The 23,027-nt window shown below is 71.4% G+C and carries 24 protein-coding genes, 1 pseudogene and 1 riboswitch; of the genes and pseudogenes, 10 read left to right on the top strand and 15 right to left on the bottom strand.

What is annotated here, in order from left to right:
- Window positions 1–52: 52 nt before the first annotated feature.
- Window positions 53–1,954: an amino acid transporter gene (locus EDF46_RS05390; RefSeq protein ID WP_233579946.1), complete on the bottom strand. Its 1,902-nt coding sequence runs from the start codon at window positions 1,952–1,954 to the stop codon at window positions 53–55.
- 127 nt (window positions 1,955–2,081) lie between these two features.
- Window positions 2,082–2,678 carry a DNA-3-methyladenine glycosylase I gene (locus tag EDF46_RS05385; protein WP_123505279.1) on the bottom strand — a complete coding sequence of 199 codons (597 nt, stop codon included), beginning with the start codon at window positions 2,676–2,678 and terminating at the stop codon, window positions 2,082–2,084.
- A gap of 53 nt (window positions 2,679–2,731) precedes the next feature.
- Here EDF46_RS05385 and EDF46_RS05380 point away from each other — a divergent pair, with 53 nt between their 5' ends.
- Entirely contained in the window at window positions 2,732–3,691 is a 960-nt protein-coding gene (locus EDF46_RS05380; protein ID WP_123505278.1) for an amidohydrolase, read from the top strand.
- Between the two features lie 18 nt (window positions 3,692–3,709).
- Here the strand turns inward: EDF46_RS05380 and EDF46_RS05375 are convergent, their stop codons facing one another.
- Window positions 3,710–3,991: an acylphosphatase gene (locus EDF46_RS05375; RefSeq protein ID WP_123505277.1), complete on the bottom strand. Its 282-nt coding sequence runs from the start codon at window positions 3,989–3,991 to the stop codon at window positions 3,710–3,712.
- 142 nt (window positions 3,992–4,133) lie between these two features.
- Here EDF46_RS05375 and EDF46_RS05370 point away from each other — a divergent pair, with 142 nt between their 5' ends.
- Window positions 4,134–4,400 (top strand): hypothetical protein, encoded by a 267-nt coding sequence (locus tag EDF46_RS05370; RefSeq protein ID WP_123505276.1) that lies wholly within the window; start codon window positions 4,134–4,136, stop codon window positions 4,398–4,400.
- Between the two features lie 99 nt (window positions 4,401–4,499).
- Here the strand turns inward: EDF46_RS05370 and EDF46_RS05365 are convergent, their stop codons facing one another.
- On the bottom strand, window positions 4,500–5,945 hold the full coding sequence (locus EDF46_RS05365; protein WP_123505275.1) for a carboxypeptidase regulatory-like domain-containing protein: 1,446 nt from the start codon (window positions 5,943–5,945) through the stop codon (window positions 4,500–4,502).
- A 92-nt stretch (window positions 5,946–6,037) separates the two neighbouring features.
- A complete protein-coding gene (locus tag EDF46_RS18525) occupies window positions 6,038–6,175 on the bottom strand; it encodes a hypothetical protein (RefSeq protein WP_199738216.1) in 138 nt (45 codons plus the stop codon).
- A gap of 139 nt (window positions 6,176–6,314) precedes the next feature.
- Here EDF46_RS18525 and EDF46_RS05360 point away from each other — a divergent pair, with 139 nt between their 5' ends.
- Entirely contained in the window at window positions 6,315–6,731 is a 417-nt protein-coding gene (locus EDF46_RS05360) for a DNA glycosylase AlkZ-like family protein (protein ID WP_123505274.1), read from the top strand.
- Window positions 6,732–6,859: 128 nt separating this feature from the next.
- Here the strand turns inward: EDF46_RS05360 and EDF46_RS05355 are convergent, their stop codons facing one another.
- Entirely contained in the window at window positions 6,860–8,941 is a 2,082-nt protein-coding gene (locus EDF46_RS05355; RefSeq protein ID WP_233579886.1) for an MMPL family transporter, read from the bottom strand.
- A gap of 83 nt (window positions 8,942–9,024) precedes the next feature.
- On the opposite strand from EDF46_RS05355, the gene EDF46_RS05350 reads away from it, so the two are divergent.
- Window positions 9,025–9,510, top strand: a complete 486-nt coding sequence (locus EDF46_RS05350) for a MarR family winged helix-turn-helix transcriptional regulator (protein WP_158614159.1) — start codon at window positions 9,025–9,027, stop codon at window positions 9,508–9,510.
- 73 nt (window positions 9,511–9,583) lie between these two features.
- Window positions 9,584–10,939 carry an L-serine ammonia-lyase gene (locus EDF46_RS05345; RefSeq protein ID WP_123505272.1) on the top strand — a complete coding sequence of 452 codons (1,356 nt, stop codon included), beginning with the start codon at window positions 9,584–9,586 and terminating at the stop codon, window positions 10,937–10,939.
- Window positions 10,940–10,975: 36 nt separating this feature from the next.
- On the opposite strand, the gene EDF46_RS05340 is transcribed toward EDF46_RS05345, so the two are convergent.
- Complete coding sequence (locus EDF46_RS05340; RefSeq protein ID WP_123505271.1) at window positions 10,976–11,836, bottom strand: aminodeoxychorismate lyase; 861 nt, start codon at window positions 11,834–11,836, stop codon at window positions 10,976–10,978.
- A 22-nt stretch (window positions 11,837–11,858) separates the two neighbouring features.
- Here EDF46_RS05340 and EDF46_RS17980 point away from each other — a divergent pair, with 22 nt between their 5' ends.
- The 4 genes and pseudogenes from EDF46_RS17980 (at window position 11,859) to ribH (ending at window position 14,713) form a co-directional block, all read left to right on the top strand.
- Window positions 11,859–12,524, top strand: coding sequence for a pentapeptide repeat-containing protein (locus EDF46_RS17980; protein ID WP_158614158.1), 666 nt, complete (start codon window positions 11,859–11,861; stop codon window positions 12,522–12,524).
- A 138-nt stretch (window positions 12,525–12,662) separates the two neighbouring features.
- Window positions 12,663–12,812, top strand: a riboswitch (FMN riboswitch).
- Window positions 12,813–12,921: 109 nt separating this feature from the next.
- Entirely contained in the window at window positions 12,922–13,554 is a 633-nt protein-coding gene (locus EDF46_RS05325; protein WP_123505877.1) for a riboflavin synthase, read from the top strand.
- A pseudogene (gene ribB / locus EDF46_RS05320) lies at window positions 13,551–14,189 on the top strand (3,4-dihydroxy-2-butanone-4-phosphate synthase); the annotation flags it as partial. The gene EDF46_RS05325 and the pseudogene ribB, both read left to right, overlap by 4 nt.
- A gap of 35 nt (window positions 14,190–14,224) precedes the next feature.
- A complete protein-coding gene (ribH, locus tag EDF46_RS05315) occupies window positions 14,225–14,713 on the top strand; it encodes a 6,7-dimethyl-8-ribityllumazine synthase (protein WP_123505268.1) in 489 nt (162 codons plus the stop codon).
- 43 nt (window positions 14,714–14,756) lie between these two features.
- On the opposite strand, the gene EDF46_RS05310 is transcribed toward ribH, so the two are convergent.
- From EDF46_RS05310 to EDF46_RS05300, 3 genes are all read right to left on the bottom strand, one after another.
- Window positions 14,757–15,542, bottom strand: coding sequence for a dienelactone hydrolase family protein (locus tag EDF46_RS05310; RefSeq protein WP_123505267.1), 786 nt, complete (start codon window positions 15,540–15,542; stop codon window positions 14,757–14,759).
- A gap of 29 nt (window positions 15,543–15,571) precedes the next feature.
- A complete protein-coding gene (locus tag EDF46_RS05305) occupies window positions 15,572–16,159 on the bottom strand; it encodes a TetR/AcrR family transcriptional regulator (protein ID WP_158614157.1) in 588 nt (195 codons plus the stop codon).
- A gap of 80 nt (window positions 16,160–16,239) precedes the next feature.
- Window positions 16,240–16,680 carry a GNAT family N-acetyltransferase gene (locus EDF46_RS05300; protein ID WP_123505876.1) on the bottom strand — a complete coding sequence of 147 codons (441 nt, stop codon included), beginning with the start codon at window positions 16,678–16,680 and terminating at the stop codon, window positions 16,240–16,242.
- Window positions 16,681–16,766: 86 nt separating this feature from the next.
- Between EDF46_RS05300 and EDF46_RS05295 the strand changes: the two genes are divergently transcribed.
- Complete coding sequence (locus tag EDF46_RS05295) at window positions 16,767–17,681, top strand: carbohydrate kinase family protein (RefSeq protein WP_123505265.1); 915 nt, start codon at window positions 16,767–16,769, stop codon at window positions 17,679–17,681.
- Between the two features lie 139 nt (window positions 17,682–17,820).
- Here EDF46_RS05295 and EDF46_RS05290 read toward each other — a convergent pair whose 3' ends face one another.
- From EDF46_RS05290 to EDF46_RS05270, 5 genes are all read right to left on the bottom strand, one after another.
- Window positions 17,821–19,260, bottom strand: a complete 1,440-nt coding sequence (locus tag EDF46_RS05290) for a serine hydrolase (RefSeq protein ID WP_158614156.1) — start codon at window positions 19,258–19,260, stop codon at window positions 17,821–17,823.
- Window positions 19,257–20,630, bottom strand: a complete 1,374-nt coding sequence (locus EDF46_RS05285) for a deoxyribodipyrimidine photo-lyase (RefSeq protein ID WP_123505263.1) — start codon at window positions 20,628–20,630, stop codon at window positions 19,257–19,259. Before EDF46_RS05285 ends, EDF46_RS05290 begins: the two co-directional genes overlap by 4 nt.
- On the bottom strand, window positions 20,631–21,209 hold the full coding sequence (locus tag EDF46_RS05280) for a MarR family winged helix-turn-helix transcriptional regulator (protein WP_123505262.1): 579 nt from the start codon (window positions 21,207–21,209) through the stop codon (window positions 20,631–20,633).
- Window positions 21,210–21,285: 76 nt separating this feature from the next.
- Window positions 21,286–22,011: a hypothetical protein gene (locus tag EDF46_RS05275; protein WP_123505261.1), complete on the bottom strand. Its 726-nt coding sequence runs from the start codon at window positions 22,009–22,011 to the stop codon at window positions 21,286–21,288.
- Window positions 22,012–22,286: 275 nt separating this feature from the next.
- Window positions 22,287–22,985: a winged helix-turn-helix domain-containing protein gene (locus EDF46_RS05270; protein WP_123505260.1), complete on the bottom strand. Its 699-nt coding sequence runs from the start codon at window positions 22,983–22,985 to the stop codon at window positions 22,287–22,289.
- Window positions 22,986–23,027 lie beyond the last annotated feature (42 nt).

The raw sequence follows: 23,027 nt of genomic DNA, 5'->3' as shown, positions 1-23,027 counted from the left end.
CAGACCCCGGCGAGAGCAAGCAGCGACCCCTCACCACCGCTAGATCGAGCATTCAGCTCACGTGCACGTCGGGGCGACGAGAGCGCTCCTTCTCCGCGCGCCGCAGCACCTCGCGGGTCACGGGCGCCACCTCGCCGACGCCGGTCACCAAGAAGCGCAGCATGTTCGAGATCGGGCTGCCTTCCGTCCACTCGAAGTAGATGTCGGGCACGACGCCCGTCACATCGCGGATCTCGAGCAGGATCGTCGCGATCGTGTTCGGCACGTTGCCGCTGCGGACCTTCAGCACGCGGTACCCGTGCACCGAGTACCCGCACACCTCGAGGTCCTCCTCGAAGTTGGAGGAGTCGTCGGGGTAGACCTCGAGGAACATGATCGGCGACCGCATGGGAATGCCGCTGGCCTTGCGCTCGTCGGCGAGCTTGGTCTTGTACTCGAGCCGTGAGCCGTCGTCGGGCTCGTTCGACACGATGCGGACGGCTCCGTACTCGTCGGCGTCCTCCTGCACGAATGCCAGGGCGGCGGCGTCGAGCGAGACCGAGGTGGCCCGGAGCTGGAACGAACGGCGCACGCGCGACAGGATCGAGACGACGACGATCCCGGCGATGAAGAGGGCCGCGATGCGCACGCCCTCGGGGCGCTCGATCACGTTCAGCACCGTCGTGTAGCCGAAGACGGCGACTGCGACGCCGAAGCCGATGGTGCGCTTCTGCTGGCGCTTGTGCAGGGCGGACAGGAAGACGGCGACCGAGGCCGACGTGATGAGCACGAGCACGCCGGTCGCGTAGGCGCCGCCCTGCGCGTCGACGTTTGCGTCGAAGGCGAGAGTGATGATGAAGGCGATCGCGGTGAAGACCAGCACGAGCGGGCGGACCGCGGCGGCCCAGTGCGGGGCCATGCCGTAGCGGGGCAGGTAGCGCGGCACCAGGTTGAGGAGGCCGGCCAGGGCCGAGGCGCCGGCGAACCAGAGGATCGTGATGGTCGAGATGTCGTAGACCGTGCCGAATCCATTGCCCAGGAACTGGTGGGCGAGGTAGGCCAGCGCCCGCCCGTTGGCCTGTCCGCCCGCCTGGAACTCCTTCTGCGGGATCAGCAGCGTGGTCGCGATGCTCGACGTGATCAGGAAGCAGCTCATGACGATCGCGGCCGTGGCCAGCAGGCGCTTGGCGCCGCGGATGCGGCCGAGCGGACGCTCGGGGGTGTCGTCCTTGTCGCCGGTGATCTGAGGCATGACGGCGACCCCGGTCTCGAAGCCGGAGAGACCCAGTGCGAGCTTGGGGAACACCAGCAGCGAGATCCCGACGATCGCGAGCGGATTGGAGTGCTGGGTGGTGAGCGCCTGCCACCAGTTCCCGATCACCTGCGTGTTCTCGCCGACGTGCACGAAGGCGACGACGATGACGACGGCGTTCAGCACCAGGTAGAGGCCGACCAGCACGACCGCGATGCCGATCGCCTCCTTGAAGCCGCGGAGGAAGACGACGGCGAGCAGCGCGATCAGGAAGAGCGTGAGCGGTACCTGCGCCCCGTGGAACCAGCCGGGCGCGTACGGGTTCTCGATCGCATGGGCCGTCGCGTCGGCCGCCGACAGGGTGACCGTGATCATGAAGTCGGTGGCCGCGAAGCCGAGCAGGATCAGCACGAACAGCTTGCCGCCCCACCACGGCAGCAGCCGTTCGAGCATCGCGATCGAGCCGGAGCCCTTGAAGCTCTCGCGGGCGACCCGGCGGTAGACGGGGAGCGCGCCGAGCAGGGTCAGAAGAACGAGCACGATGGTCGCGAACGGCGACAGCAGGCCCGCGGCGACGGCCGCGATCGCCGGCTGGTAGCCCAGCGTCGAGAAGTAGTCGACGCCGGTGAGGCACATGACGCGCCACCACGAGTGGGTCTTCTCGGGTGCCTCGGCGTGGGGGCCGGGGTGCACCCCGGAGCGGTCGCTCAGGCCGTCGAGCATCCAGGCCCGGAGGGAGTTCCTGCGCAGGGCCTTGATCTGACCCTGCTCGAGGGCGTCTGTCTGACCGGTTCGGTCGGTGGTGGTCACGGTGCAGTTCTACTCGCCGAAAGTGAATCCGGAGGGGAGGCTAGGCCCAGACGCCCGAGGTTCCGCGTCGGTGGCTGCCCAGCAGGTGGGTGTCGACGATGCCCGTCGCCTCCATCAGCGCGAACATCGTGGTCGGGCCGACGAAGCGGAAGCCCTTCTTCTTGAGGGCCTTCGACAGGGCGACCGACTCGGGCGACGTCGTCGGGATGTCGGCGAGGGTCAGGGGCTCGGGCGTGACCTCGGGACGGAACGACCACACGAGGTCGACGAGCCCGCCCTCGTCGCGAAGCGCGATCACGGCCCGGGCGTTGTCGATGGTGGCGTCGACCTTGAGCCGGTTGCGCACGATGCCGGCGTCGGCCATCAGCCGTGCGCGGTCGTCGTCGTCGAAGGCCGCGACGACCTCGGGGTCGAAGTCGCGGAACGCCGCACGGAAGTTCTCGCGCTTCTTCAGGATCGTCGCCCACGAGAGGCCCGACTGGAACGCCTCGAGGCTCAGCCGCTCGAACAGGCCGCGCTCGTCGCGCACGGGCATGCCCCACTCGGTGTCGTAGTAGGCCTGGAGCACGGGGTCGGTCGAGGCCCAGATCGGGCGGGAGAGGCCGTCGGGGCCGACGACGAGGGGTTCCGGGGGCATACTCCAAGCCTAGGAGGGGCCTCCGACGTTCCTGCGCCCGGTATTCTGGGGCAATGCGTCTGGCGAGTGTCCCCGAGACGACTGCGCCTCTCACGAGTGCTGTAAGGCCTGCGTCGACGCGGGTCGACCTGCACCAGCACCTGCTGCCGGTCGAGTTCCTCGACGCTCTCCGCTCGCGCTCGGCTCTGCCGCGCATCGTCGACGACTGGACCCTGCTGACTGAGGGCGAGTCGCCCTACTCGGTGAACCCGACGGCGCACGACGTCGAGAGCCGCCGCTTCCGCGAGCTGGCCGAGGGCAAGGGCGACGTGCTTCTGTCGCTGCCGGGCAACCTCCGCGTCGAGGAGCTCCCGTTCGACGACGCCCGCGAGCTCATCGCCGTCTGGCACCGGTCGGCGCTCGAGCTCGGCGAGCCGTTCCGCGTCTGGGCGGCCACCCCGATGAACGAGTTCGACCTCGACGGCGTCGCCGCGATCCTCGCCCACGACCGGGTCGTCGGGCTGCAGGTGCCCGCGACCAGCCTGGCGTCGGCGGCCGATCTCGAGCGCCTCGAGCCGGTCTTCTCGATCGTCGAGCGCGCAGGCAAGCCCGTGCTCTTCCACCCGCGCCACGTCGTCGCGGCCCCGAACCACGGTGTCGCCACAAGCGACACCCTGCCGCGGGCCGAGCAGCTCAAGACCGCCTGGAACACCTGGGCCGACGGCGGCCGCGACCGGCACCCCGCCCTGCGCGTGGCGTTCATCGCGCTAGCCGGGCTCGCGCCGCTGGCGCACGCCGCAGCCTCGGCACGGGGCGGACGCGTGCCGAAGAGCGATCCCAACGTCTTCTACGAGACCAGCGCCTACGACGAGCGCGCGATCGACGCGATGGCGCGCATCGTCGGCGTCGCTCCGCTCGTGCACGGCTCCGACCGGCCGTTCCGCCAGCCCCGCGACCCCGAGCTCGGCCGCCGCTTCAACCACGCCGTCTTCTCGCAGAACCCGCGCGCGCTCCTCGCCGGCCCGCCCTCGTAGGTGCCCCGGGCGCAGGAACTAGCGGGCCGTCGTGAACCCGCCCTCGCCCCGTACCGGCACGTCGCCCACCTCCACGCCGTCGACGCGTGCGGCGGCCGGCCCGCCGTCCCGAACCCACGCGAGCAGCTCGGCCACCCGGTCGGGCGTACCCTCCGCCTCGATCTCGACGCGGCCGTCCTCGCGGTTGCGCACGAACCCCGCCACCCCGATGCGGTTCGCCTCGTGCTCGGTCCAGTAGCGGAATCCGACGCCCTGGACGACGCCGTCGACCAGCAGGCGGCGGCGGATGAGGTCGGTCACGCCTGCACCCTACCCACGCGGAGCACGGAGCGTCCTCCGATGCGTGCCGCGTAAGCTCACCGCCAGTGGGTGCTCGACGAGCACCTTGACACACGGGGGCCGCGACGGAGCGGCCCCGACCTTCGAATGAAGGAGTCGCACCATGTCCGACACCGCTTCCATCCGTCTCCCGCGCACCGCTTCGGTCCGCACCCGTCCGGCCAAGGCGGCTCGCGCCGCTCGTCCGGCTCGCACCATGGCCTCGCCCCGCGCGGCCTACCCCGCCGGCACGTACGTCGTGGTCGACGCGGAGTACGCGGCACGCCCCGCCGGCACCTTCACCGGTGCTCCTGCGGTCGGCCGCGCCGACGGCACGTTCGTGTCGGTCGATGCGCTCGGCGCTCGCGGCGCCGGGTCGTACGTCGACTGAGCTCGCACCCTTCGGCGTTCGCGACGACGGAGATCCTCTACCCCAGCCCCGCCGATCGGCGTCGGGGGAGGCCGGCGGCGAGGATCTCCGTCGCGCGGCCTACGGGCGGCGTCGCGTCCGGACCCTCGCGGCGACCATCAGGGCCACGCCCGCGGCGAGCAGCAGCCCGCCGGCGGCGAACGGCAGCTGCGGGGCCGAGCCGGTCATGGCCAGTTCAGCCGGGTCGTCTGCGGCACCCGCGATGACCGGGGTGGGAGAAGGGGCCGGAGAGCCTGAGACCGGAGGCGCGGGCGGGGCCGGCGGAGCAGGCGCCGCGGGCTGGGCCAGCGGTCTCGCGAGGGCGCCCGATGTCGTGGGCGTCGTGAACTCGATCGGCTGGTCGTCAGCCCCGTCGACGACGATCGTGTACGGCTGGCCGGGCAGCAGCTCGGCCGTGAATCCGCCGTCGGCGTCGGTCGTCGTGGTGGCGGTCGGCGCGTCGTCGCCGTCGCGGGTGATCACGATCGGGGTGTCGGCCGCAGGCTCTCCGCTGGGCGTGACGATGGTGGCGGTGACCTCGACCGGCGGGATCGTGAAGTCGAAGTCCAGGCCGGGGGTGTCGGCGTCGAGCGTGTCGAATGTGATCGGATCGGCGGCCGCTGCCTGCGGGGGAGTGGCCACGGAGACCGTGTATCCGCTCGTCGAGACCAGGCCGGGCACGCTCCAGGTGCCGTCGCCCGCCGTCGTGGTCGTCGCGACCGCCGTGCCGGAGGCGTCGCGGATCGTCAGCTTCGCGCCGCCGTAGGCGGCACCGTTCACGCGGACGGCGCCGGACGCAGCGAACGTCTTCGTGGCGAACCAGGTCTGGTAGACGGGGAAGCCCGAGCGCCACTGGTAGGTGATCGTCAGGGTCTCGAGGGGCACGGACGGGCTGAACCAGCCCGAGGCGCCCTCGGTGTCGGTGGCCGTGGCGTTTCCGGTGAGCGTGGCCCTAGCCGGGTCCCAGGTCGGGAGGTCGTGGGCCTTGGAGGCGTCGCACGAGGGGCCGCCCGCGCGGTCGCAGTAGTTGTAGGCGCCCTGGAACCCGAGCGCGTCGACCGGGACGGCGTCGCCGTTCACATCGGTCGCGGTGATGGTCGCGGCATCGGCGTCGATGTCCCCGACGACGAACGACCAGCCCGAGGCGGGGGTCGGACTCGCGAACGTGTAGGTGGTGACCGCGGGCGACGCGGCGTTGTTCGCGTTCGGTCGCTGGTTCAGGTAGGGCTTGCCGCGGCTGGTGCCGTAGACCTCGCCCACCGGGGTCACGTTCGCCTGCCACGTGGACACTCCGCTCGGGGTCGTGGCCGCGCTCGACGTGCTCGTGAAGGTCGTCTCGGGGAAGCCGCCCGGGAGAGACATCGTGCCGGTGTACGCCTTGCTGGAGCCGGCCACGGTGAAGGTGCCCCACGCGCCGGCCTCGGCCGCGCTGGCCGGGGCGGCGCTCACGAGGGCGAGCGCCCCGACCGCGGCGGCGGCGACCACCACGGCACCGACGCGAGAACGAATGGACGAGACGGTGATCATGGCGTGCGCCTTCCCCTGGCAACAGTGACTCTGCGGGGTGAGCCTAAATCACACCCGCCACGTCTGTCACCCGGGGGTGTACCCCGTTGCCGCTACCTCTTCTTGACCTTCGAGACGACGTCCTCGTTGAACGAGGTCCTGGCCGCCTTCTCCTTCTTGTCGAGGCGCTTCTCCTTGAGGGAGCGGGCGGCGGGTTTCGCGGTGTCCTTGCGGGCGGATTTGTCGGCCATGGTGGTGCCTCCGTTCAGAACCTGTGCGGTTCCGTGGCCCCCGAGGCTACGGCGCTTGCAGCGCGTTCCGACCCGGGGCAGGCGGATTGGCAGGTTCACGGCCGAGCGCCCGGTCGGCGGCCAGTGACAAGCTGTGGCCATGACCGAGGTCGCTCGACGCCGCCTGCGCGCTCAGGGTGTCGCCGGGCGCGGATTCTCGAGCGTCCCCGAGGCGGCGTCGGGCTTGCTGGCCCTCCAGGCGCAGGATCTCCATGCGGTCAAATGGGCCCTGGCGCTCCGCTCGACCGGTTCGCTCGCCGACGTCGATGCGGCCCTCGACTCGGGCGCCATCGTGCGCTCCTGGCCGATGCGCGGCACCCTCATGTTCGCCGCCCGCGACGACCTGCGCTGGCTCACCGAGCTGCTCGGGCGGCCTCGCTCGGCGGCGTGGCCGTCGACGGCGGCGACCTCGAGCCCCCGGGTGGCACGGCGTCGCCGGTTCGTCGCGGCGACGTGCGGCTGCTCGGGGCGTTCGACGAGTTCCTGCTCGGGTACGCCGATCGCACGGCCTCGCTGAGGCCGGAGCGCTTCGCCCGGGTCGTGGCCGGGGTCGAGCGGCGGGCGGCCGACTTCGCCCGGTACCTCGGGCGAGAGCTCGACCTGTCGGTCGGCGCCGCCTGACGTCGATCGGCGTCCGTCCGCCTCTCAGCGCATGTGCGCCCCGTGGTGCGGCCGCGACGGCCACCAGAACGCGTTGCCGGTGACGAAGACGAGCGCGGGCACGAGCACGGTCCGCACCACGAGGGTGTCGAGCAGCACGCCGATGCAGACGATGATCCCGACCTGGGTCAGGGCGACGACCGGCAGCACTCCGAGCACGGCGAAGACGGCGGCCAGCAGCACGCCGGCGCTCGTGATCACGGCCCCGGTCGACGAGAGGGCGCGGATCATCCCGGGGCGGGTGCCGTGCAGGGCGGACTCCTCGCGCGCCCGCGTCGTCAGGAAGATGTTGTAGTCGACGCCGAGCGCCACCAGGAAGAGGAATGCGAACAGCGTCACCGACGAGTCGAGCGCGTCGAAGCCGAAGACGTGCGTGAACAGGAACGTCGAGGCGCCGAGGCTGGCGAAGAACGTGGCCAGGACGCTCGCGATCAGGAGGATCGGCGCGACGAGCGACCGCAGGAGCAGGAGCAGCACCACGAAGACGATGGCCAGGATGATCGGGATGACGAGGTCCTGGTCGTGGTTCGCGGCGTTCTGGGTGTCGAGGGCGGTCGCATCGGTCCCGCCGACGAGAGTCTGCGCCAGAGAGCCGTCGCCGTCGGCATAGCCGTCGCGCAGCCGCTCGATGGTGCGGAACGCGGCGTCGCTCTCGGGCTCGGCCGTGAGCGAGACGCTGATCTCGGTGCGTCCGGCGTGGGCGTCGCCGGCCGCCGCGCTCGAGACGCCGGTCGTGCCCTTCGCCAGCTCCGTGGCGTCATCGGCGACCGAGGTCGGAGCGAGGACGGTCGTGCGGCTGGTCAGGCCCGCCGAGAACGAGCGGTCGATGACCTTCTGCGCTGTCACGCTGGCCGGGTCGCCGAGCAGCTGCGCCGTCTGCGAGAGGCCGACGGCGTATCCCGACAGTCCGAGCGCCAGGACCCCGAGGCCGACGACGGCCACGACGGAGACGACGACGGGTCGATGCGAGACGCGGGTGCCGAGACCGGCCCAGAATCCGCGCGGAGTATCGCCCGTCTCGGGAGCCGTGTCGGCGACGCGGGGGATGAACGGCCAGAACAGGCGACGTCCGCAGATCACCAGGGCCGCGGGGAGGGCGACGAGGGCGAACAGGATCGCGACGACCACGCCGACGGCGCAGGCGAAGCCGAGAGCGCGGTTGGTCGACAGGGTGGCGAGCAGCAGGGTCAGGAGGCTGAGCGCCACCGTCCCCCCGCTGGCGGCGATGGCCGGCCCCGCGCTCGTCACGGCAGTGCGCATCGCGGCGAAGCGGTCGGGGGTGCGGGTGAGCTCCTCGCGGTACCGGGCGACGAGCAGAAGGGCATAGTTGGTGCCCGCCCCGAAGACGAGGACCGACAGGATGCCCGAGATCGAGGCGTCGACGGTGAGGCCGAGCGGCTCGGCGAGGGCCTTGACGACCACCCCGGCGAGCCCGTCGGCAGTGCCGACGACGGCGAGCGGCACGATCCAGAGCACCGGGCTGCGGTAGGTGATGATCAGGAGGGCGGCGACCACCAGCACCGTCACGAGAAGCAGCCGGAAGTCGGCGCCGGCGAACGAGTTGCTGACGTCGTCCTGGAACCCCACCGGGCCGGTGAGCTGAGCCGTCAGGCCGGACGGGAGCGACTTGGCGGCCGCGGTGCGGAGGTCGGCCGCGGGCGTGCCGACGTCGTCGGACGACGAGACGGGCACCGCGACCAGGGCTGCCGAGCCATCGTCGCTGAACTGCGGGCGGACGGCCTCGGGTGTGGTCGAGAGCGTCGCGAGGGCGGTGGCGCGCTCGGCGATCGCGGTGCGGTCGGCAGCGGTCAGATCGTCGCCGCCACGGTCGTAGACCACGATTCCGACGGTCGTGTCGGCGGAGGGGAACGCCGCGAGCAGGGCCGACACCTTCGCCGACTCGGCGCTGGAGGGCAGGCCCGACGGCGGGTACGAGTCGGAGGCCGGCTTCGGCAGGAAGGCGAAGAGCAGGGCGACGGCGATGGCGGTCAGCCCCAGGACGAGCCAGGAGCTGCGGCGGGAGCGGAAGACGGCGGAGAAACGGCGAATGATGAGATCCTTCAGCAAATCGATGTCTTAGTCACTGAGAAGTCTAGATGCTAAGACTTCTACTCCGTTCCGGTAGATTCTGCAACGAGGAGGTTCTCCCGATGAACCCGAGCACACGACCCGACTCCGGTCGGCGCGCCGAGATCGTCATGCGCCTGCAGGTGCTCATGACCGAGTCGCGTCACGTCGCCACCGCGTTCTCGACACAGCACGGACTCTCGTCGAGCGACCTCGACGCACTCCTCTACGTGATGCACCAGCAGGACGCCGGCTCGCCGGCCACGCCCGGCGGCATCGCCGAGGCGCTCGACCTGACCTCCGGGGCGGCGACCGGCATCATCGACCGGCTCGCCAAGGCGGGGCACGTCGTGAGAACGCGCGATGAGCAGGATCGGCGGATCGTGCGCGTCCATTTCGCCGAGCCCGCCCGCGACGTGGCACGCGGCTTCTTCGCCCCGCTCGGACGCCTCACCGACGACGTCATGGCCAGCTACTCGCCCGACGAGCTCGACGCGGTGACGCGGTTCCTGGGCGAGATGGGCGACGCGATGCGCGAGCACGGGCGCGGGGGAGCGGCGGCGGGGTAGTTCCTGCGCTCCGCTTCGGCCGTCCCGCCGCCCCGCCCGAAAACCTGCCGCGCGGCAAGGGTAGCCTCGGAGCATGTCTTCGACGTATGTCTCGGCGCTCGACTTATTCTCCGTCGGTATCGGCCCCTCCTCGTCGCACACGGTGGGGCCGATGCGCGCGGGGCGGAGGTTCGCCGGCGAGGTGGCGGGTTCCTGCGCCCCGGGCTCCGTGGAGGCGCTCGAGGTGACGCTGTACGGATCGCTCGCGGCGACCGGGATCGGCCACGGCACGCCCGACGCGGTGATCGGCGGGCTGATGGGGCTCGATCCCGAGACGTGCGACCCGGCGGCCGTGCGCGGGCTGGCCGAGCGGACCACCGGCACGCTGCCTCTCGACGGCGTCGGCGAGGTGGGGTTCGCCGGTGTGCGTCTCGCACCCCTCACGCGCCTGCCGGCGCACCCCAACGCGCTCTCGTTCGAGGTGCGCTCGACGACGGGCGAGACGGTGCGCCGCGACGTCTACTACTCGGTCGGCGGCGGGTTCGTCGTCAGGGAGGGCGAGCCCGACCAGGCGCTTCCCGACCGCGAGGCCCCTCTCGGCTTCGACACGGCCGCCGAGCTGCTGGCGCTCTGCGACGAGCACGACGCCCCGATCGCCGACATCGCCTGGCGCAACGAGGTCGCCCTGCACGGGGCCGACGCCGTGGTCGCCGGGCTCGAAGCGCGCTGGGCGGCGATGGAGGCGTGCATCGACGCCGGCTTGACCGCGACCGGCGTGCTCCCCGGCTGGATGAAGGTGCCCCGGCGAGCCGCCGACGTGGCCGCGCGCCTGTCCGAGGTGTCGGCGACCGACCTCGATGCCCCGGCTCGCTGGCTGCAGGCGTTCGCGCTCGCCGTCAACGAGGAGAACGCGGGCGGCGGCCGGGTCGTGACGGCACCCACCAACGGAGCCGCCGGGATCATCCCCGCCGTCGGCCTCTACGCGATCCGCTTCCTCGGCATCGAGCGCGCCGCCGTCGTGCGCGACTACCTCCTGACCGCCGCCGTGATCGGCTCGCTCTACAAGCGCAACGCCTCCATCTCAGGAGCCGAGGCCGGCTGCCAGGGCGAGGTCGGGTCGGCGTCGTCGATGGCCGCCGCCGGCCTGACCGCGGTGCTCGGCGGCTCGTGGCGCCAGATCGAGAACGCGGCCGAGATCGCCATGGAGCATCACCTCGGCCTGACCTGCGACCCGGTCGGCGGGTTCGTGCAGGTGCCCTGCATCGAGCGCAATGCGATCGCGGCAGGAACGGCGGTCTCCGCCGCCCGGCTCGCCCTCCTCGGCGACGGGTCGCACTTCGTCAGCCTCGACACCGTCGTCGAGACCATGCGCCAGACCGGGCGCGACATGTCGGCGAACTACAAGGAGACCTCGGCGGCCGGCCTCGCCGTCAACATCATCGAGTGCTGACCCGCTCGAAATGGCGGGGCGGGGAGAGGGACGGGGCTAGCGGGCCAGGAGAGCCTCGACCCCGGCGGCGGTGAGTGCCGGTTCCTGCGCCACCGGCTCGCCGTCGAGGGTGGCCACCGGGGCGATCTGGCGTCCTGACGAGGCGAGCCACAGGGCGGTCGCGGCGTGGAGCTCGTCGACGGTGATGGCGCGGTAGGCGGTCGAGCCGCCCCGTGACTCGACGTCGGCGAAGAACGCCGCCTGCGTGGTGCCCTCGAGCACGCCGAGCGAGTCGGGCGTGGTCACGTAGACCCCGTCGAGGAGTGCGATGACCGTCGAGTTCGGCCCCTCGAGCACGATGCCGTCGGTCGACACGAAGATCACGTCGTCGGCCCCGCGGCGGGCGGCCTCGCGGAGCGCCGCCTTGTTGACGGCGTACGAGAGCGTCTTCGCGCCCTGCAGCAGCCACGGCGAGGTGTCGCGGACGTCGCTCCGGTAGCCGCGGTCGAGGGTGACGACGGCGATCCCCGCCGTGCGCTCCTCATCGAAGCCACCCGCCTCGAACAGGTGCACCCAGCCGGTGGGCGCCGCTGACGCCGACCCCTCGATGCCGCGGGTGTAGACGAGCTTGACGAGCAGCTCGGGCGCGGTGTCGTCGGCCAGCTCGATGCTCCGCAGCACGGCCTCGCGCCAGACGTCGAGGTCGGGCACCGGGAGGTCGAGCATCGCCGCCGACCTCGCGAGGCGCGTCAGGTGCGGCTCGAGGGCCTGGGCTCGGCCGCCGACGACGCCGATGCTCTCGAAGACGCCGTCCCCGCGCGTCACGCCCAGGTCGAGGACCGACACCTGCGGGGCGTCGGGGTCGGCGGTCGCGATGGTTCCGGCGGGGTCGATGATCAGCAGCACTGGCGATGTCATACCCCGACGCTACCCTTCTGGCATGGCCAGCAAGAAGAAGACCGAGTTCGAGGCGCCGCGTCTCGACGAACCCGATCCGCAGGGTCTCGACGACTCCGCGGCCGAAGAGCTGGGCTCACGCGAGTCGCACGACGCCGAGCGGTTCACCGGCGGCGACCTCACCGAGTACGACCTCGAGGGCTCGCGGTTCAGCGAGTGCGTGTTCGAGCAGCTGACGCTGACCGGCGCCCGGCTGCGCGGCAGCCGCTTCACCGAGTCGGTGCTCGTCGAGTCGTTCGCGCCCGAGCTGAAGGCGTCACGCACCTACTGGCGGGCCGTGCGGTTCGACCGTCCGCGCTGGGGGTCTGCCGAGCTGTTCGACTCCGAGCTCGAGTCGGTGCGGATCTCAGGCGGCAAGATCGACTACCTCAACCTGCGGTCGTCCAAGCTGACCGACGTCGTCATCGAGAACTGCTCGATCACCGAGCTCGATCTCGGCGGCGTCTCTGCGACGCGGGTCGCCCTGCTCGACTGCCGCATCGGCACCCTCGACGTGACCGGCGCCCGGTTGTCGTCGGTCGACCTGCGCGGCGCGACCTTCGACCGGATCGACGGGGTCGACGACCTCGGCGGCGCCGTCATCGACGACCTCCAGCTCCAGCTGCTCGCCCCGATCCTCGCAGCGAGAATCGGCGTGCTGGTTCGGTGATCCCGTGTCCCGCGGGCGCATTGCCGGCGTCGGCCGCGGGGATCCGGGCTCTGGCGAATCCGCCGCGGCGGCGCAATGTCGACGGACGTAACGCGTAAGGCGAACGAAACATGGCGGTGATACCTTGTGGATCACAAGCAACGCGCTCCGGGGTCAGTGAGATTCTGAACCGGCGGTATAGTCCGCGACCCGCACCGCACGGCGATCATGACGATCGCACGGCGAGGCGGCTGAACTGGTGTGATTCCAGTACCGACGGTGAAAGTCCGGATAGGAGGCAGCGCGTGCCCGTGCGCGTCATCCTGCGCGCGGGCGGCGGCCGTCGGCCGACCCATCCCCGGAGCTCTGACAAGAGCCACCCCGCCCCGAAGGCGGAATGCAGACCGGAGAAGAACACGTGTTCACGGGAATCATCGAGGAGCTGGGCCGGGTCGTCCGCATCGACGACAACGGCGACTCCGTCCGGCTGACCGTCCACGGCCCCCTGGCCGTCGACGGAGTCCACCACGGCGACTCCATCGCCGTCTCGGGAGTCTGCCTCACGGTCGTGGAGTCGACGGCCGACAGCTTCACCGCCGACGTCATGAGGCAGACCCTCGTCATGAGCACCACGGGCGATCTGGAGGCCGGCTCGTCGGTCAACCTCGAGCGGGCGGCCCGCGTCGGCGATCGTCTCGGCGGCCACATCGTTCAGGGTCACGTCGACGGCACCGCCACCCTCGTCGAGCTCGAGCCGGGCGACGCCTGGCGCCGCCTCCGCTTCAGCCTGAGCGACGAGCTGTCGCCGCTCCTCGTCGACAAGGGGTCCGTCACGCTCGAGGGCGTCAGCCTCACGGTCAGTGCGATCAGCGACCCAGGAACTCCGGACGCGTGGTTCGAGGTCTCCCTCATCCCCGAGACCCTCGCCGCCACCACCCTCGGCAACAAGGCCGTCGGCGACCGGGTCAACGTCGAGACCGACGTGCTGGCCCGCCACGTCCGCCGCATGCTCAAGCTCGACGAGCTGTCCGAGACGGCGGCCGCGCTGTGACCACCGCCGCCACGCTCGACACGATCGACACGGCGCTCGAGCACCTGCGCCTGGGGCGGCCGATCATCGTCGCCGACGACGAGTCGCGCGAGAACGAGGGCGACATCGTGCTCTCGGCCGAGCTCGCCTCGCAGGAGTGGCTGGCCTGGCTGGTCCGCTACTCGTCGGGCTTCGTCTGCGCGCCGATGAGCGCCGAGATCGCCGACCGGCTCGACCTGCCGCCGATGGTGGCGCGGAACGAAGACGAGCGGGGCACCGCGTACACGGTGTCCGTCGACTCGGCGAGGGGCGTGACGACGGGGATCAGCGCGCACGACCGCGCCCACACGCTGCGAGTGCTCGCGGATCCTGCGTCCGTGCGAGACGACCTGCACCGGCCCGGGCACATCCTGCCCCTCCGCGCCGTCGCCGGCGGCGTCCGCGCCCGCAACGGGCACACCGAGGCCGCCGTCGACCTGATGATCGCCGCAGGGCTGCGCCCGGTCGGGGTCATCAGCGAGATCGTCGCCGACGACGGCGAGATGATGCGCCTGCCGGCCCTCCACGAGTTCGGCGCCGCCCAGGGCGTGCCCGTCATCACGATCGCCGGGCTCATCGAGTGGCTCGACGCCCGCGAACCCCGCCAGACCCCCACCGCGGCGACTGCCGCTGCTACAGAAGGAGCGACCGCATGAGCGGCGAAGGAGCACCCACCACCACCGACATCGACGGCACCGGCGTCCGCGTCACCGTCGTCTCGGGCACCTGGCACACGAAGATCGCCGAGGGGCTGCTGAGCGGTGCGCTTCGCGCCCTCGAGGCCATGAACGCCACCGTCACCGTCGTGCGCGTGCCGGGCAGCTTCGAGCTCCCCGTCGTCGCGAAGGCCGCGCTCGAGAACGGCGCCGACGCGGTCGTCGCCCTCGGCGTCATCATCCGGGGCGGCACTCCGCACTTCGAGTACGTGTCGGACGCCGCCACCTCGGGCCTCACCCGCGTCGCCATCGACGCCGGCAAGCCGGTCGGATTCGGCCTGCTGACGCTGGACGACGAGCAGCAGGGCATCGACCGAGCCGGCTACCCGGAGTCGAAGGAGGACAAGGGCGCGGAGGCCGCGACGGCCGCCGTCGAGACGGTGCTCACGCTGCGCGCGATCGCGGCGCCCGCCCTGGTCTCCTAGCTCGACGGGGCCGGACCCTCGAATCGGCCGCTCAGCGAACGGGCTACGCGAGGACCTCGCCGAAGAACGTCTCCATCGCCGCCCACGAGCGCGTGTTCGCCCGCTCCTGGAACGCGGCGCCGTGGTCGGGCGCGTCGGTGCCGGGCACCGCGAACGCGTGCAGCGCGCCCGAGTACGACACGATCTGCCAGTCGTCGGCGCCCGCGCTGGTCATCTCGTCTTCGAAGGCCTCGACGGCGGCCGGCGGGACGATGGGGTCGGCCGCACCCGTCAGCACGAGCACGGGCGCCGTCACGGAGCCGGACGCGGCGGGGGACTGCGTGCTGAGGTTGCCGTGGAATGACACGACCCCGGCGACGTCGGCCCCGGCGCGGGCGGCCTCGAGCGCGCCCGAGCCCCCGAAGCAGTAGCCCATGACGGCGATGCGCGACTGATCGACGCCCGGCGTCGCCTTGAGGGTGTCGAGGTTGGCGAGCACGCGCTCGCGGAACAGGTCGACGTCGCCGTAGAACCTCCCGGCGAGGGCGCCCGCCTCGTCGCCGTCCGCCGGCTGGCTGTCCGCGCCGTAGATGTCGCCCGCGAGGGCGATGTAGCCGAGGCGCGCGAGCATCTCGGCGCGCACCTTCACATGGTCGGTCAGGCCGAACCAGTCGTGAAGCACGAGGACGGCCGGCGAGAGATCGTCGGCATCCGCGGGAGTAGCGAGATAGCCGCCGAGCGCGGTACCGGCGGAGTCGTGCTGCACGTCTGTGGCGGTGACGGCGGCCTCGGGCACGGAGCCCAGGAGGTCGCGGAGTTCGGGGGTCAGGGCTGAGGCATCGAGGGTCATTGTCCCGACGCTACTCGCAGGAGACTGCGCTACTCGCCGACGGCGACCGGGATGGGGGCGACGGACAGCATGCGGTCGACTGCCTCGCGGACGACGATCGCGCGCCGTTCGGTGTCTTCGCGGTGGAGGTTCGTCGTCGACGGGGTGACGAACCACGAGAGCACGAGGCCGAACGACATCGTGAAGACCTCGTCGACGCGCCACTCCGAGTCGATAAGGCCGCCGGCCTGCGCCTCCCGCACGCGCTCCCGGCGCGCCTCGAGCTCCTCGTGATCGACGATGCCGGGGCTCGACAGGCTGACGCCCTCGATCTGACCCCAGAGGATCATCCGGGCGTCGTCGACATGGGCGGAGAAGTGCAGGTAGAGCCGGGACGCCCAGCCGGGCATGTCGTTCGCGTCGAGCGGCACTGCCTCGAGCCAGCGGTCGATCGACGAGCCGAGCGCGGCGTCGAAGAGGTCGCGCTTGGTCTTGAAGTGCGCGTACAAGCGCTCCTTGCTTGCTTCCGCGTTCCGCGCGATGGTGTCGATCCGGGCCCCGGCGAGGCCTCGCTCGGCGAATTCCGTGTGCGCGGACGCCAGGATCCTCTCGCGAGGAGGGGTCTCTCTGCGTGCCATTTTTCGAGTGTATGTCCGGAGCGGCATCCCCGGGCCAGAAATCCGGAACAGAACGTTCGGTGTGTCGGCGAGAAGCCTCGTCAGCCTGCCGGGCGCGTCATCGGAACATGCACGATCTCGTCGTCCAGGAAGTCGTCGCCCGAGCGCACGAAGCCGAAGCGCGCGTACCAGCCCTCGAGGCGGGCCTGCGCGTCGAGGCGGGTGAGCCGGCCTTCGGCGGCATCGACGGCGCGCTGCATCAGGACGCCGGCGTAGCCGTGCCCGCGGGCGGGGAGGGCGGTGGCGACCCGGCCGATCCTGCGATCCTCTCCGTCGTGCAGGAGGCGCAGCGTCGCCAGCACGTCGCCGCTCGCGTCGGCAGTCCAGAACTGGCGTGTGTCGGGCTCGAGGTCGCGGCCGTCGAGCTCGGGATAGGCGCACGCCTGCTCCACGACGAACACGTCGACGCGCAGCCGCATGATCCGGTAGAGCACCGTCGGGTCGAGGCGGGCGGTGAGGGCGTCGTCGTGCGTGACCGTCATCATCCGAGCGTACGGGGTGATCGAGGGGGTGATTCGCCAGGCGGGCGAGACGCTCGGGCACCGAACGTGGTGTCGTAAGAGGAACCATGCCCCGCACCGCGCCCGCGTCCGCGTCGCCGAGCGGGCGCGTGCTCGTCGTGGGCGACGTGCTCGACGACGTCATCGTCGCCCCGTCGAAGCGGCCGGTCCAGAACACCGACGTCGGCGCGCGGATCCAGCACCGGGCGGGCGGGTCGGCGGCGAACACCGCGGCATGGCTGGGCACGCAGGGGGTCAGGGTCGAGTTCCTGGGCCGGGTCGGAGTCGGCGATGTGCAGCGGCACGCGCAGCTCCTCGCGAACGCCGGGGTCGTGCCGCATCTGGAGTACGCGCCCGACGGCCACACCGGAACCGTCGTCATCACGCTCGACGGCACCAACCGCACCATGCTCTCCGATCGCGGCGCCAGCGCGGGTCTCGACCTCGACGGCGTCTCGGACGAGCTGATCGGCGGCACCGCGATCGTGCACACCACCGGCTACACGGTCGTCGCGTCGCGCACGCCGGTCTCGTTCCGGCGCCTGGTGACGCGCGTCCGCAGCGCCGGTGCCCTGGTCAGCGTCGACCCCGCCACTTCGGGGTTCATCGAGGACTTCGGCGCGGCGGAGTTCCTCGACGTGACCGGCGGCGCCGACCTGTTCTTCCCGAGCCTCGACGAGGGCCGCCTGCTCACCGGCCTCCGCGCGCCCGACGAGGTGCTGCGGGCGCTGCTGCCCCGCTACGGGGTCGTCGCGATGTTTCTGCCCGACGGATCGGCGATCGCGGGCCGCACGGGCTCGAAGCTGGTGCACTCGCCGCGGGTCGCGACGCGCCTGGTCGACCCGGTCGGCGCGGGCGACGCGTTCAGGGCGGGGTTCCTCGGCGGCTGGCTGCACTCGCCGAGCCTCGCCCTGTCGACGCGGAAGGGCGTGAAGGTGTCGGCGCAGGCGCTCGCGGTCGTCGGCGGCCGCCCCTCCCGCTGATCGGTCGGCCGCCGCTGCTGTCTCCGAAATTCAAGGAGTTTTTCACCCCAGCCGCCGATCATCACCGATCGCGGGCCGCCGCGCCGAAAATCTCCTTGAATTTCTGAGACGCGCAGGAACTCTCCGCCCGCCGCCGCTCTCAGCGCTCGACGCGCACGCCCAGCGTCTGCACCCGCGGCGCCGCCTCCGGGGTCAGGCGGATCTCGACCCGCAGCCGGCCGTGCGCGCCGGGGATCCGCCACACCAGGTGCGAGGGCGCCGACGACTCCTCGTCGGGCCCGGCCTCGGGGCCCGCCGGGCGCGGCTGCTCGGCGAGCCCGCCCACGGCGTCGATCGCCTCGGCCCAGGCCGTGCGGCGGTGGCCGAGGGGCACGTCGAGATCGACGTTCTCGCTCAGGAGGCCCGCGGGCACGTCGGCCCCGCGCACGACGGCATCGACAGCCGCCTGGGCGACGCGCGTCTCGGGCCACACGGTGGCGCGCGGCGCGGCGTCGACGTCGTGGAGCAGCGCGTGCAGTGTCGAGGCGGTCGGGACCGACACCTGCGCGTAGGTCGCGTTCTCGAACGCCACCATGCCGATGCCGGAGGCGGCGTGCCAGCGCATGTGCGCCGAGAAGCCGGGGTAGCCGCCGGAGTGCGACACGACCGTTCCGAGGTCGACCTGGTCTTCGACGAACAGCCCGAATCCGTACGCGGTCGGCTCGCCGCTCGACTTCGACACCGCGGGCACGTACCGGTGCATCTGCTGGAGCTCGCGCCGCGACGCCCGCGAGAGGATCCCGTCGCGGTCGCCGTCGCGGCCGTCGGCCCATGCCGACGACAGCCAGCGTGCCCAGCGCGACAGATCGGCGACGGTGCTGAACAGCCCGCCGATCGGCGAGAAGCCGCCCGGGCCCGAGAAGGGGAGCGGCTGCCATTCGCCGTCGAGCCTCCGGTGGCCCACGGCGAGTCGGTCGTCGGCGTCGTCGGGCCGCACGAACCCGGTCGACGCGAGCCCGAGGGGCTCGAGGATCGTCCGGGTGACGACGTCGCGGTAGGGGGTGCCGCTGGCGACCGCGACGACCCGGCCGAGCAGGGCGTAGCCGAGGTTGGAGTAGGCGAATCGGGTGCCGGGCACGCTGTCGAACGACAGCCCCGAGGTGAGCAGCTCGTCGAGGGCCTCGTCGGTGATCGACTCCTGCCGGTCGCCCCACGGGTCGTCGGTGGGAAGGCCCGCCGACATCGTGAGCAGCATCCGGATCGTGGGCACGGGCGCGTCGGCCGACGGCAGTCGGACGGCATCGAAGGCGGGGACGTACGCCGTCACCGGGTCGTCGAGGTGGAGCGACCCCGCGTCGCGGAGGGCGAGGAGGGCGGTGGCCGTGAAGCTCTTGGTGCACGACGCGATCCGGTAGACGGTGTCGGCGGTGGGCCGCGTTCCTGCGACCGTTCCCGTGGAGCCGGTGTGCACCAGGCCCTCGGGCGTGAACACCCCGTACGAGGCGCTCGGGGCATGAACCTCGCCGGCTCGCTGATCGTCGCCGGCTCGCTGGGCGAAGAGCCTGTCGACGCCGCGCACGGCCTCCGCGAGCGACGTCACTTCAGACCGGCCTTCCGTCGCATGTGGTCGTAGGCGTCGAGGGCCTCCTGCCGCGACCGCTTCAGGTCGACCATCGGCTCGGGGTAGTCGTCGGTGCCGTACTCGGGCACCCACTGCCTCACGTAGTCGCCCTGCCTGTCGAACTTGTCGCCCTGCAGCACCGGATTGAAGACGCGGAAGTACGGCGCCGCATCGGCGCCCGACCCGGCCACCCACTGCCAGTTGCCGGGGTTGTTGGCCTCGTCGGCGTCGACGAGGGTGTCCCAGAACCAGGCCTCGCCCACTCGCCAGTCGACGAGCATGTTCTTGATCAGGAAGCTGGCGGCGATCATGCGCACGCGGTTGTGCATGACGCCGGTCTGCCAGAGCTCGCGCATCCCGGCGTCGACCATGGGGATGCCGGTGCGGCCCTGCTGCCACGCTTCGAGGTCGGCCTCGTGCGGCTCCGCCCACTCGAAGGCGTCGAACTCGGGGCGGTAGTTCGCCGTCGCGAGGTCGGGGTTGGCGAAGAGGACCGTGTAGTTGAACTCGCGCCAGACGACCTCGCGCAAGAAGCCCGCCGCCTGCTTCTTCGCGGCCGGCGACAGGTCTCCGCGGAGGCGGTGCCACACCTGGAACGGACTGATCTCTCCGAACTTCAAGAACGGCGAGAGGTGGCTCTGGGTGTCCTCGCCGGGGAAGTCGCGCCGGTCGTAGTCGGCGAGGTCGTCGGCGATGAACTGCTCGAGACGACGATGAGCGCCGGCCTCGCCGGGCTCCCACCGGTCGCGCAGGCCACCCGCCCAGTCGGGCTTCTCGGGCAGCAGCGACCAGGAACTCAGGCGGTCGCCCTTCGGCGCGGGGGTCAGGCCGTCGAGGTGCTTCGGCCCGGGATACGGGTGGCGGGGCTCCGGCTGGTCGAGGCACGCGCGGTAGAACGGCGTGAAGACCTTGAACGGGGTGCCCGAGCCGGTCTTGATCGTCCACGGCTCGAAGAGGAGGCTGCCCTGGAAGCTGTGCGCCTCGATGCCGGCGTCGGTCAGGGCCTCTTTGATGCCCGCGTCGACCTCGCGGGCCCGACCGCCGTAGCGGCGGTTCCAGACGACGGCACCGGCGTCGATCTCGGCGGCGAGGGCGGGGATCACGTCGGACACCGGGCCGCGGCGGAGCGTCAGCGCAGCCCCGCGGTCGTCGAGGTCGGCGGCTAGCGACTCGAGGCTGTGGTGCAGCCACCAGCGGGAGGCGGCGCCGATCGGCCGGATACCGGCCGTCTCGTCGTCGAGGACGAACACGACGACGATCGGCTCGCCGCGTTGGACGGCCTGGTGGAGGGCGGGATTGTCGGCGACCCGGAGGTCGTCACGGAGCCAGACGAGGGTGGGGGAGGCCACTCAGCTGCCGACCCCGACCGGGGCGGTGACGCCTTCGCTCGACTCGGCAGCCGCCACTGGCTCATCCGGCACGCTCGCCGCGTCGCCCGGGAGGCTGGGATCGTCTGGGAAGCACAGCCGGTCTTCGTTCGGCGTGTCCGCGATCTTCGGACCCAGGCGCAGCTTGAGGCAGAGCGCCATCAGCTGCTCGAGCTCGTCGCGGTCGAGAGTCCCGCCGACCCGGCGCGCGATGGCATCGGCGTGGCGGACGGCTGTCGACCGGAAGACCTCGCTGCCGAGGGAAGTGAGTGCCACGATTATGCCGCGACCGTCGCCGGGGTCGCTGAGCTTCTCCACGATGCCCTTCGCGGTGAGGCGGTCGACGAGGCGGCTGATCGAGGGCTGAGTCAGCAGCAGGTGCTGGGTCAGGTCTTTGATGCGAGCGCGCTTGTCGGTCTGGTTCGACAGATTGAAGAGCACGTCGTACTCGTTGAACGAGATCTCGTTGGTGGGAAAGCACGCAGTCAGCTCGCGCATGATCGTGACCTGCGCCCGGAACAGGGCCTCCCAGGCCCCCACGGCCGCGCTCTTGTCGCTCATCGCTACTCCCTCAAACAGTTCCATCAGTGTACGGAGTACCGCCGACAAAAGACCGGGGAGGCGAGGTGCCGACGGGCTACTCGGTCGGCTCCGCGACCTCGAAGCCGTAGTAGCCGCAGGCCTCGGTGAGGAAGAGCCCCGGGAACTGCGTGACGACCGCCGTCCAGGCGCGAGCGCCGTCGAGGCCGAGGTCTTTCACGGCCTCCGGGTCGAGCTCGGCGTCCTCGGCATCCGTCTCGAGCAGGACGGTGGCGATGTAGCCGCCGTCGATGTTCTCGTTGTCGCCGAACGGCATCGAGATGGTGAAGCCGTGCGCGATGTCGTCCTCGACGCGCTCGGCGGTGAGCTCGATGTGCGGCTGGAGCCGGCGGGCCAGATCGATGGTCGAGTCGATCCAGGTGCGCGCCTCGGCGGCCTGCTCGGACGACCATCCCATCTCGGCCCGCGCCTCGTCGAAGCCGTCCAGCCTGACCGGGCCGTCGTCCGACCAGGTCGCCGTGATGTCGGTCGTCGACGTGTCGATCGACGGCGTCACGACGAGCTCCGACGGCAGATCGTCGACGCCGTACGCGAGCCAGAGGCCCAGCTCCGGCAGCGCGGAGTCGAGCAGGTCGCTCGTCGGGCGGACGTTGCCGGGCACGACGAAGCTCACCTCGAACTCGGAGCCGACGCGAACCGGCTGGACGACGCCGAGGGGCGACCGGCCCGAAGCATCGACCCAGTCGACGTCGTCCGGGTCGTAGAGGAGGACGCCGTGGGGGCGCTGGTCGGAGGAGATCCAGCGGAGGTCTGCGAGAGTCACGCGCCCAGTCTGGCATCCCCGGGGCGCAGCACCGGTCGACAGACCGAAGGCCAGCTACCGAGGCGGGTAGCTGGCCTTCTCCCTTGCACCAAGAGTGTCCTGCAATCACATTCCACTGACGTTGCCACAGCAAACAACTTCAGTGACATCAATGTATAACGGCGAGGTAACGACGTCTAGTTACCGAATCGTTATTTTGCTGGGAAGTCACCCAGTGGCCGCTGACGGCCGGGGTACGCGATGTCGGCGGGCCGGGGGACAACGGCGAGGGCGGCTCAGAAGACGTCGGGGCTGGGCGTCGAGGCCTGACGAATCGACACGTCGGCGTGACGGTCGAAGCGGTAGCCGACGCCGCGGACGGTGCGCACGATGTCCTCGAACGCGCCGAGCTTCGAGCGCAGGCGACGCACGTGCACGTCGATGGTGCGCTCGTTCGGCACCTCGTCGTCAGCCGCCGACCAGAGGCTCGAGATGAGCTCCGCGCGGTCGATGGTGCGGCCCTCGCGCAGGACGAGGTACTGCAGGAGCTCGAACTCCTTGTAGGTGAGGGGGGCAACGTCGCCGTCGAGAAGGACGCGCTTGCGCGAGATGTCGACCACGACGCCGCCGCGGGCGCCGGGCTCCTCGTCGACATCGGTGTGGCGGTGCTTCGCGAGGGCGGCAGGATCCTGCAGCGCGAGTCGCACCACATCCACGTCGCGCCCCCCGGCGCCTTCGGGGGCGAGCGCCACGGCGGCGTGCGTCTCGGCGGCCGGGGCCAGCTGCTGCGTCAGGGCGCGCAGCTGCGAGACGATCTCGCCGAGGCTCGTGCCGGCCTCCAGGGCCTTGAGCTCGTCGATGCCCACATAGAGGACGAAGCCTCGGGCTTCGCTCCCCTCGGGGACGGCGCGAAGGCGGGGGGCGGGGGAGTCCGTGACGGCCGTGAGGTGGCGCTGGGTGGTCTGGACGGGGGTGGTATCGAGTGCGAGTGACATGGGTGAGCTGAGTCCTCTGGGACGTCGAAGGCGCCCGTTCGT

Origin of the sequence: Frondihabitans sp. PhB188 (assembly GCF_003752365.1) — a bacterium.
In the GTDB taxonomy this organism is placed as follows: domain Bacteria; phylum Actinomycetota; class Actinomycetes; order Actinomycetales; family Microbacteriaceae; genus Frondihabitans.
The sequence above is the reverse complement of the archived record's forward strand: the minus strand, read 5'-3'. Positions and strand labels throughout refer to the sequence as shown.

Coding starts and splice junctions, on each gene's coding strand:
- EDF46_RS05390 (WP_233579946.1), bottom strand. CDS start 1,954: ATGCTCGACGGCCTGAGCGACCGCTCCGGGGTGCACCCCGGCCCCCAC.
- EDF46_RS05385 (WP_123505279.1), bottom strand. CDS start 2,678: ATGCCCCCGGAACCCCTCGTCGTCGGCCCCGACGGCCTCTCCCGCCCG.
- EDF46_RS05380 (WP_123505278.1), top strand. CDS start 2,732: ATGCGTCTGGCGAGTGTCCCCGAGACGACTGCGCCTCTCACGAGTGCT.
- EDF46_RS05370 (WP_123505276.1), top strand. CDS start 4,134: ATGTCCGACACCGCTTCCATCCGTCTCCCGCGCACCGCTTCGGTCCGC.
- EDF46_RS05365 (WP_123505275.1), bottom strand. CDS start 5,945: ATGATCACCGTCTCGTCCATTCGTTCTCGCGTCGGTGCCGTGGTGGTC.
- EDF46_RS18525 (WP_199738216.1), bottom strand. CDS start 6,175: ATGGCCGACAAATCCGCCCGCAAGGACACCGCGAAACCCGCCGCCCGC.
- EDF46_RS05360 (WP_123505274.1), top strand. CDS start 6,315: ATGACCGAGGTCGCTCGACGCCGCCTGCGCGCTCAGGGTGTCGCCGGG.
- EDF46_RS05350 (WP_158614159.1), top strand. CDS start 9,025: ATGAACCCGAGCACACGACCCGACTCCGGTCGGCGCGCCGAGATCGTC.
- EDF46_RS05345 (WP_123505272.1), top strand. CDS start 9,584: ATGTCTTCGACGTATGTCTCGGCGCTCGACTTATTCTCCGTCGGTATC.
- EDF46_RS05340 (WP_123505271.1), bottom strand. CDS start 11,836: ATGACATCGCCAGTGCTGCTGATCATCGACCCCGCCGGAACCATCGCG.
- EDF46_RS17980 (WP_158614158.1), top strand. CDS start 11,859: ATGGCCAGCAAGAAGAAGACCGAGTTCGAGGCGCCGCGTCTCGACGAA.
- ribH (WP_123505268.1), top strand. CDS start 14,225: ATGAGCGGCGAAGGAGCACCCACCACCACCGACATCGACGGCACCGGC.
- EDF46_RS05310 (WP_123505267.1), bottom strand. CDS start 15,542: ATGACCCTCGATGCCTCAGCCCTGACCCCCGAACTCCGCGACCTCCTG.
- EDF46_RS05305 (WP_158614157.1), bottom strand. CDS start 16,159: ATGGCACGCAGAGAGACCCCTCCTCGCGAGAGGATCCTGGCGTCCGCG.
- EDF46_RS05300 (WP_123505876.1), bottom strand. CDS start 16,680: ATGACGGTCACGCACGACGACGCCCTCACCGCCCGCCTCGACCCGACG.
- EDF46_RS05295 (WP_123505265.1), top strand. CDS start 16,767: ATGCCCCGCACCGCGCCCGCGTCCGCGTCGCCGAGCGGGCGCGTGCTC.
- EDF46_RS05280 (WP_123505262.1), bottom strand. CDS start 21,209: ATGAGCGACAAGAGCGCGGCCGTGGGGGCCTGGGAGGCCCTGTTCCGG.
- EDF46_RS05270 (WP_123505260.1), bottom strand. CDS start 22,985: ATGTCACTCGCACTCGATACCACCCCCGTCCAGACCACCCAGCGCCAC.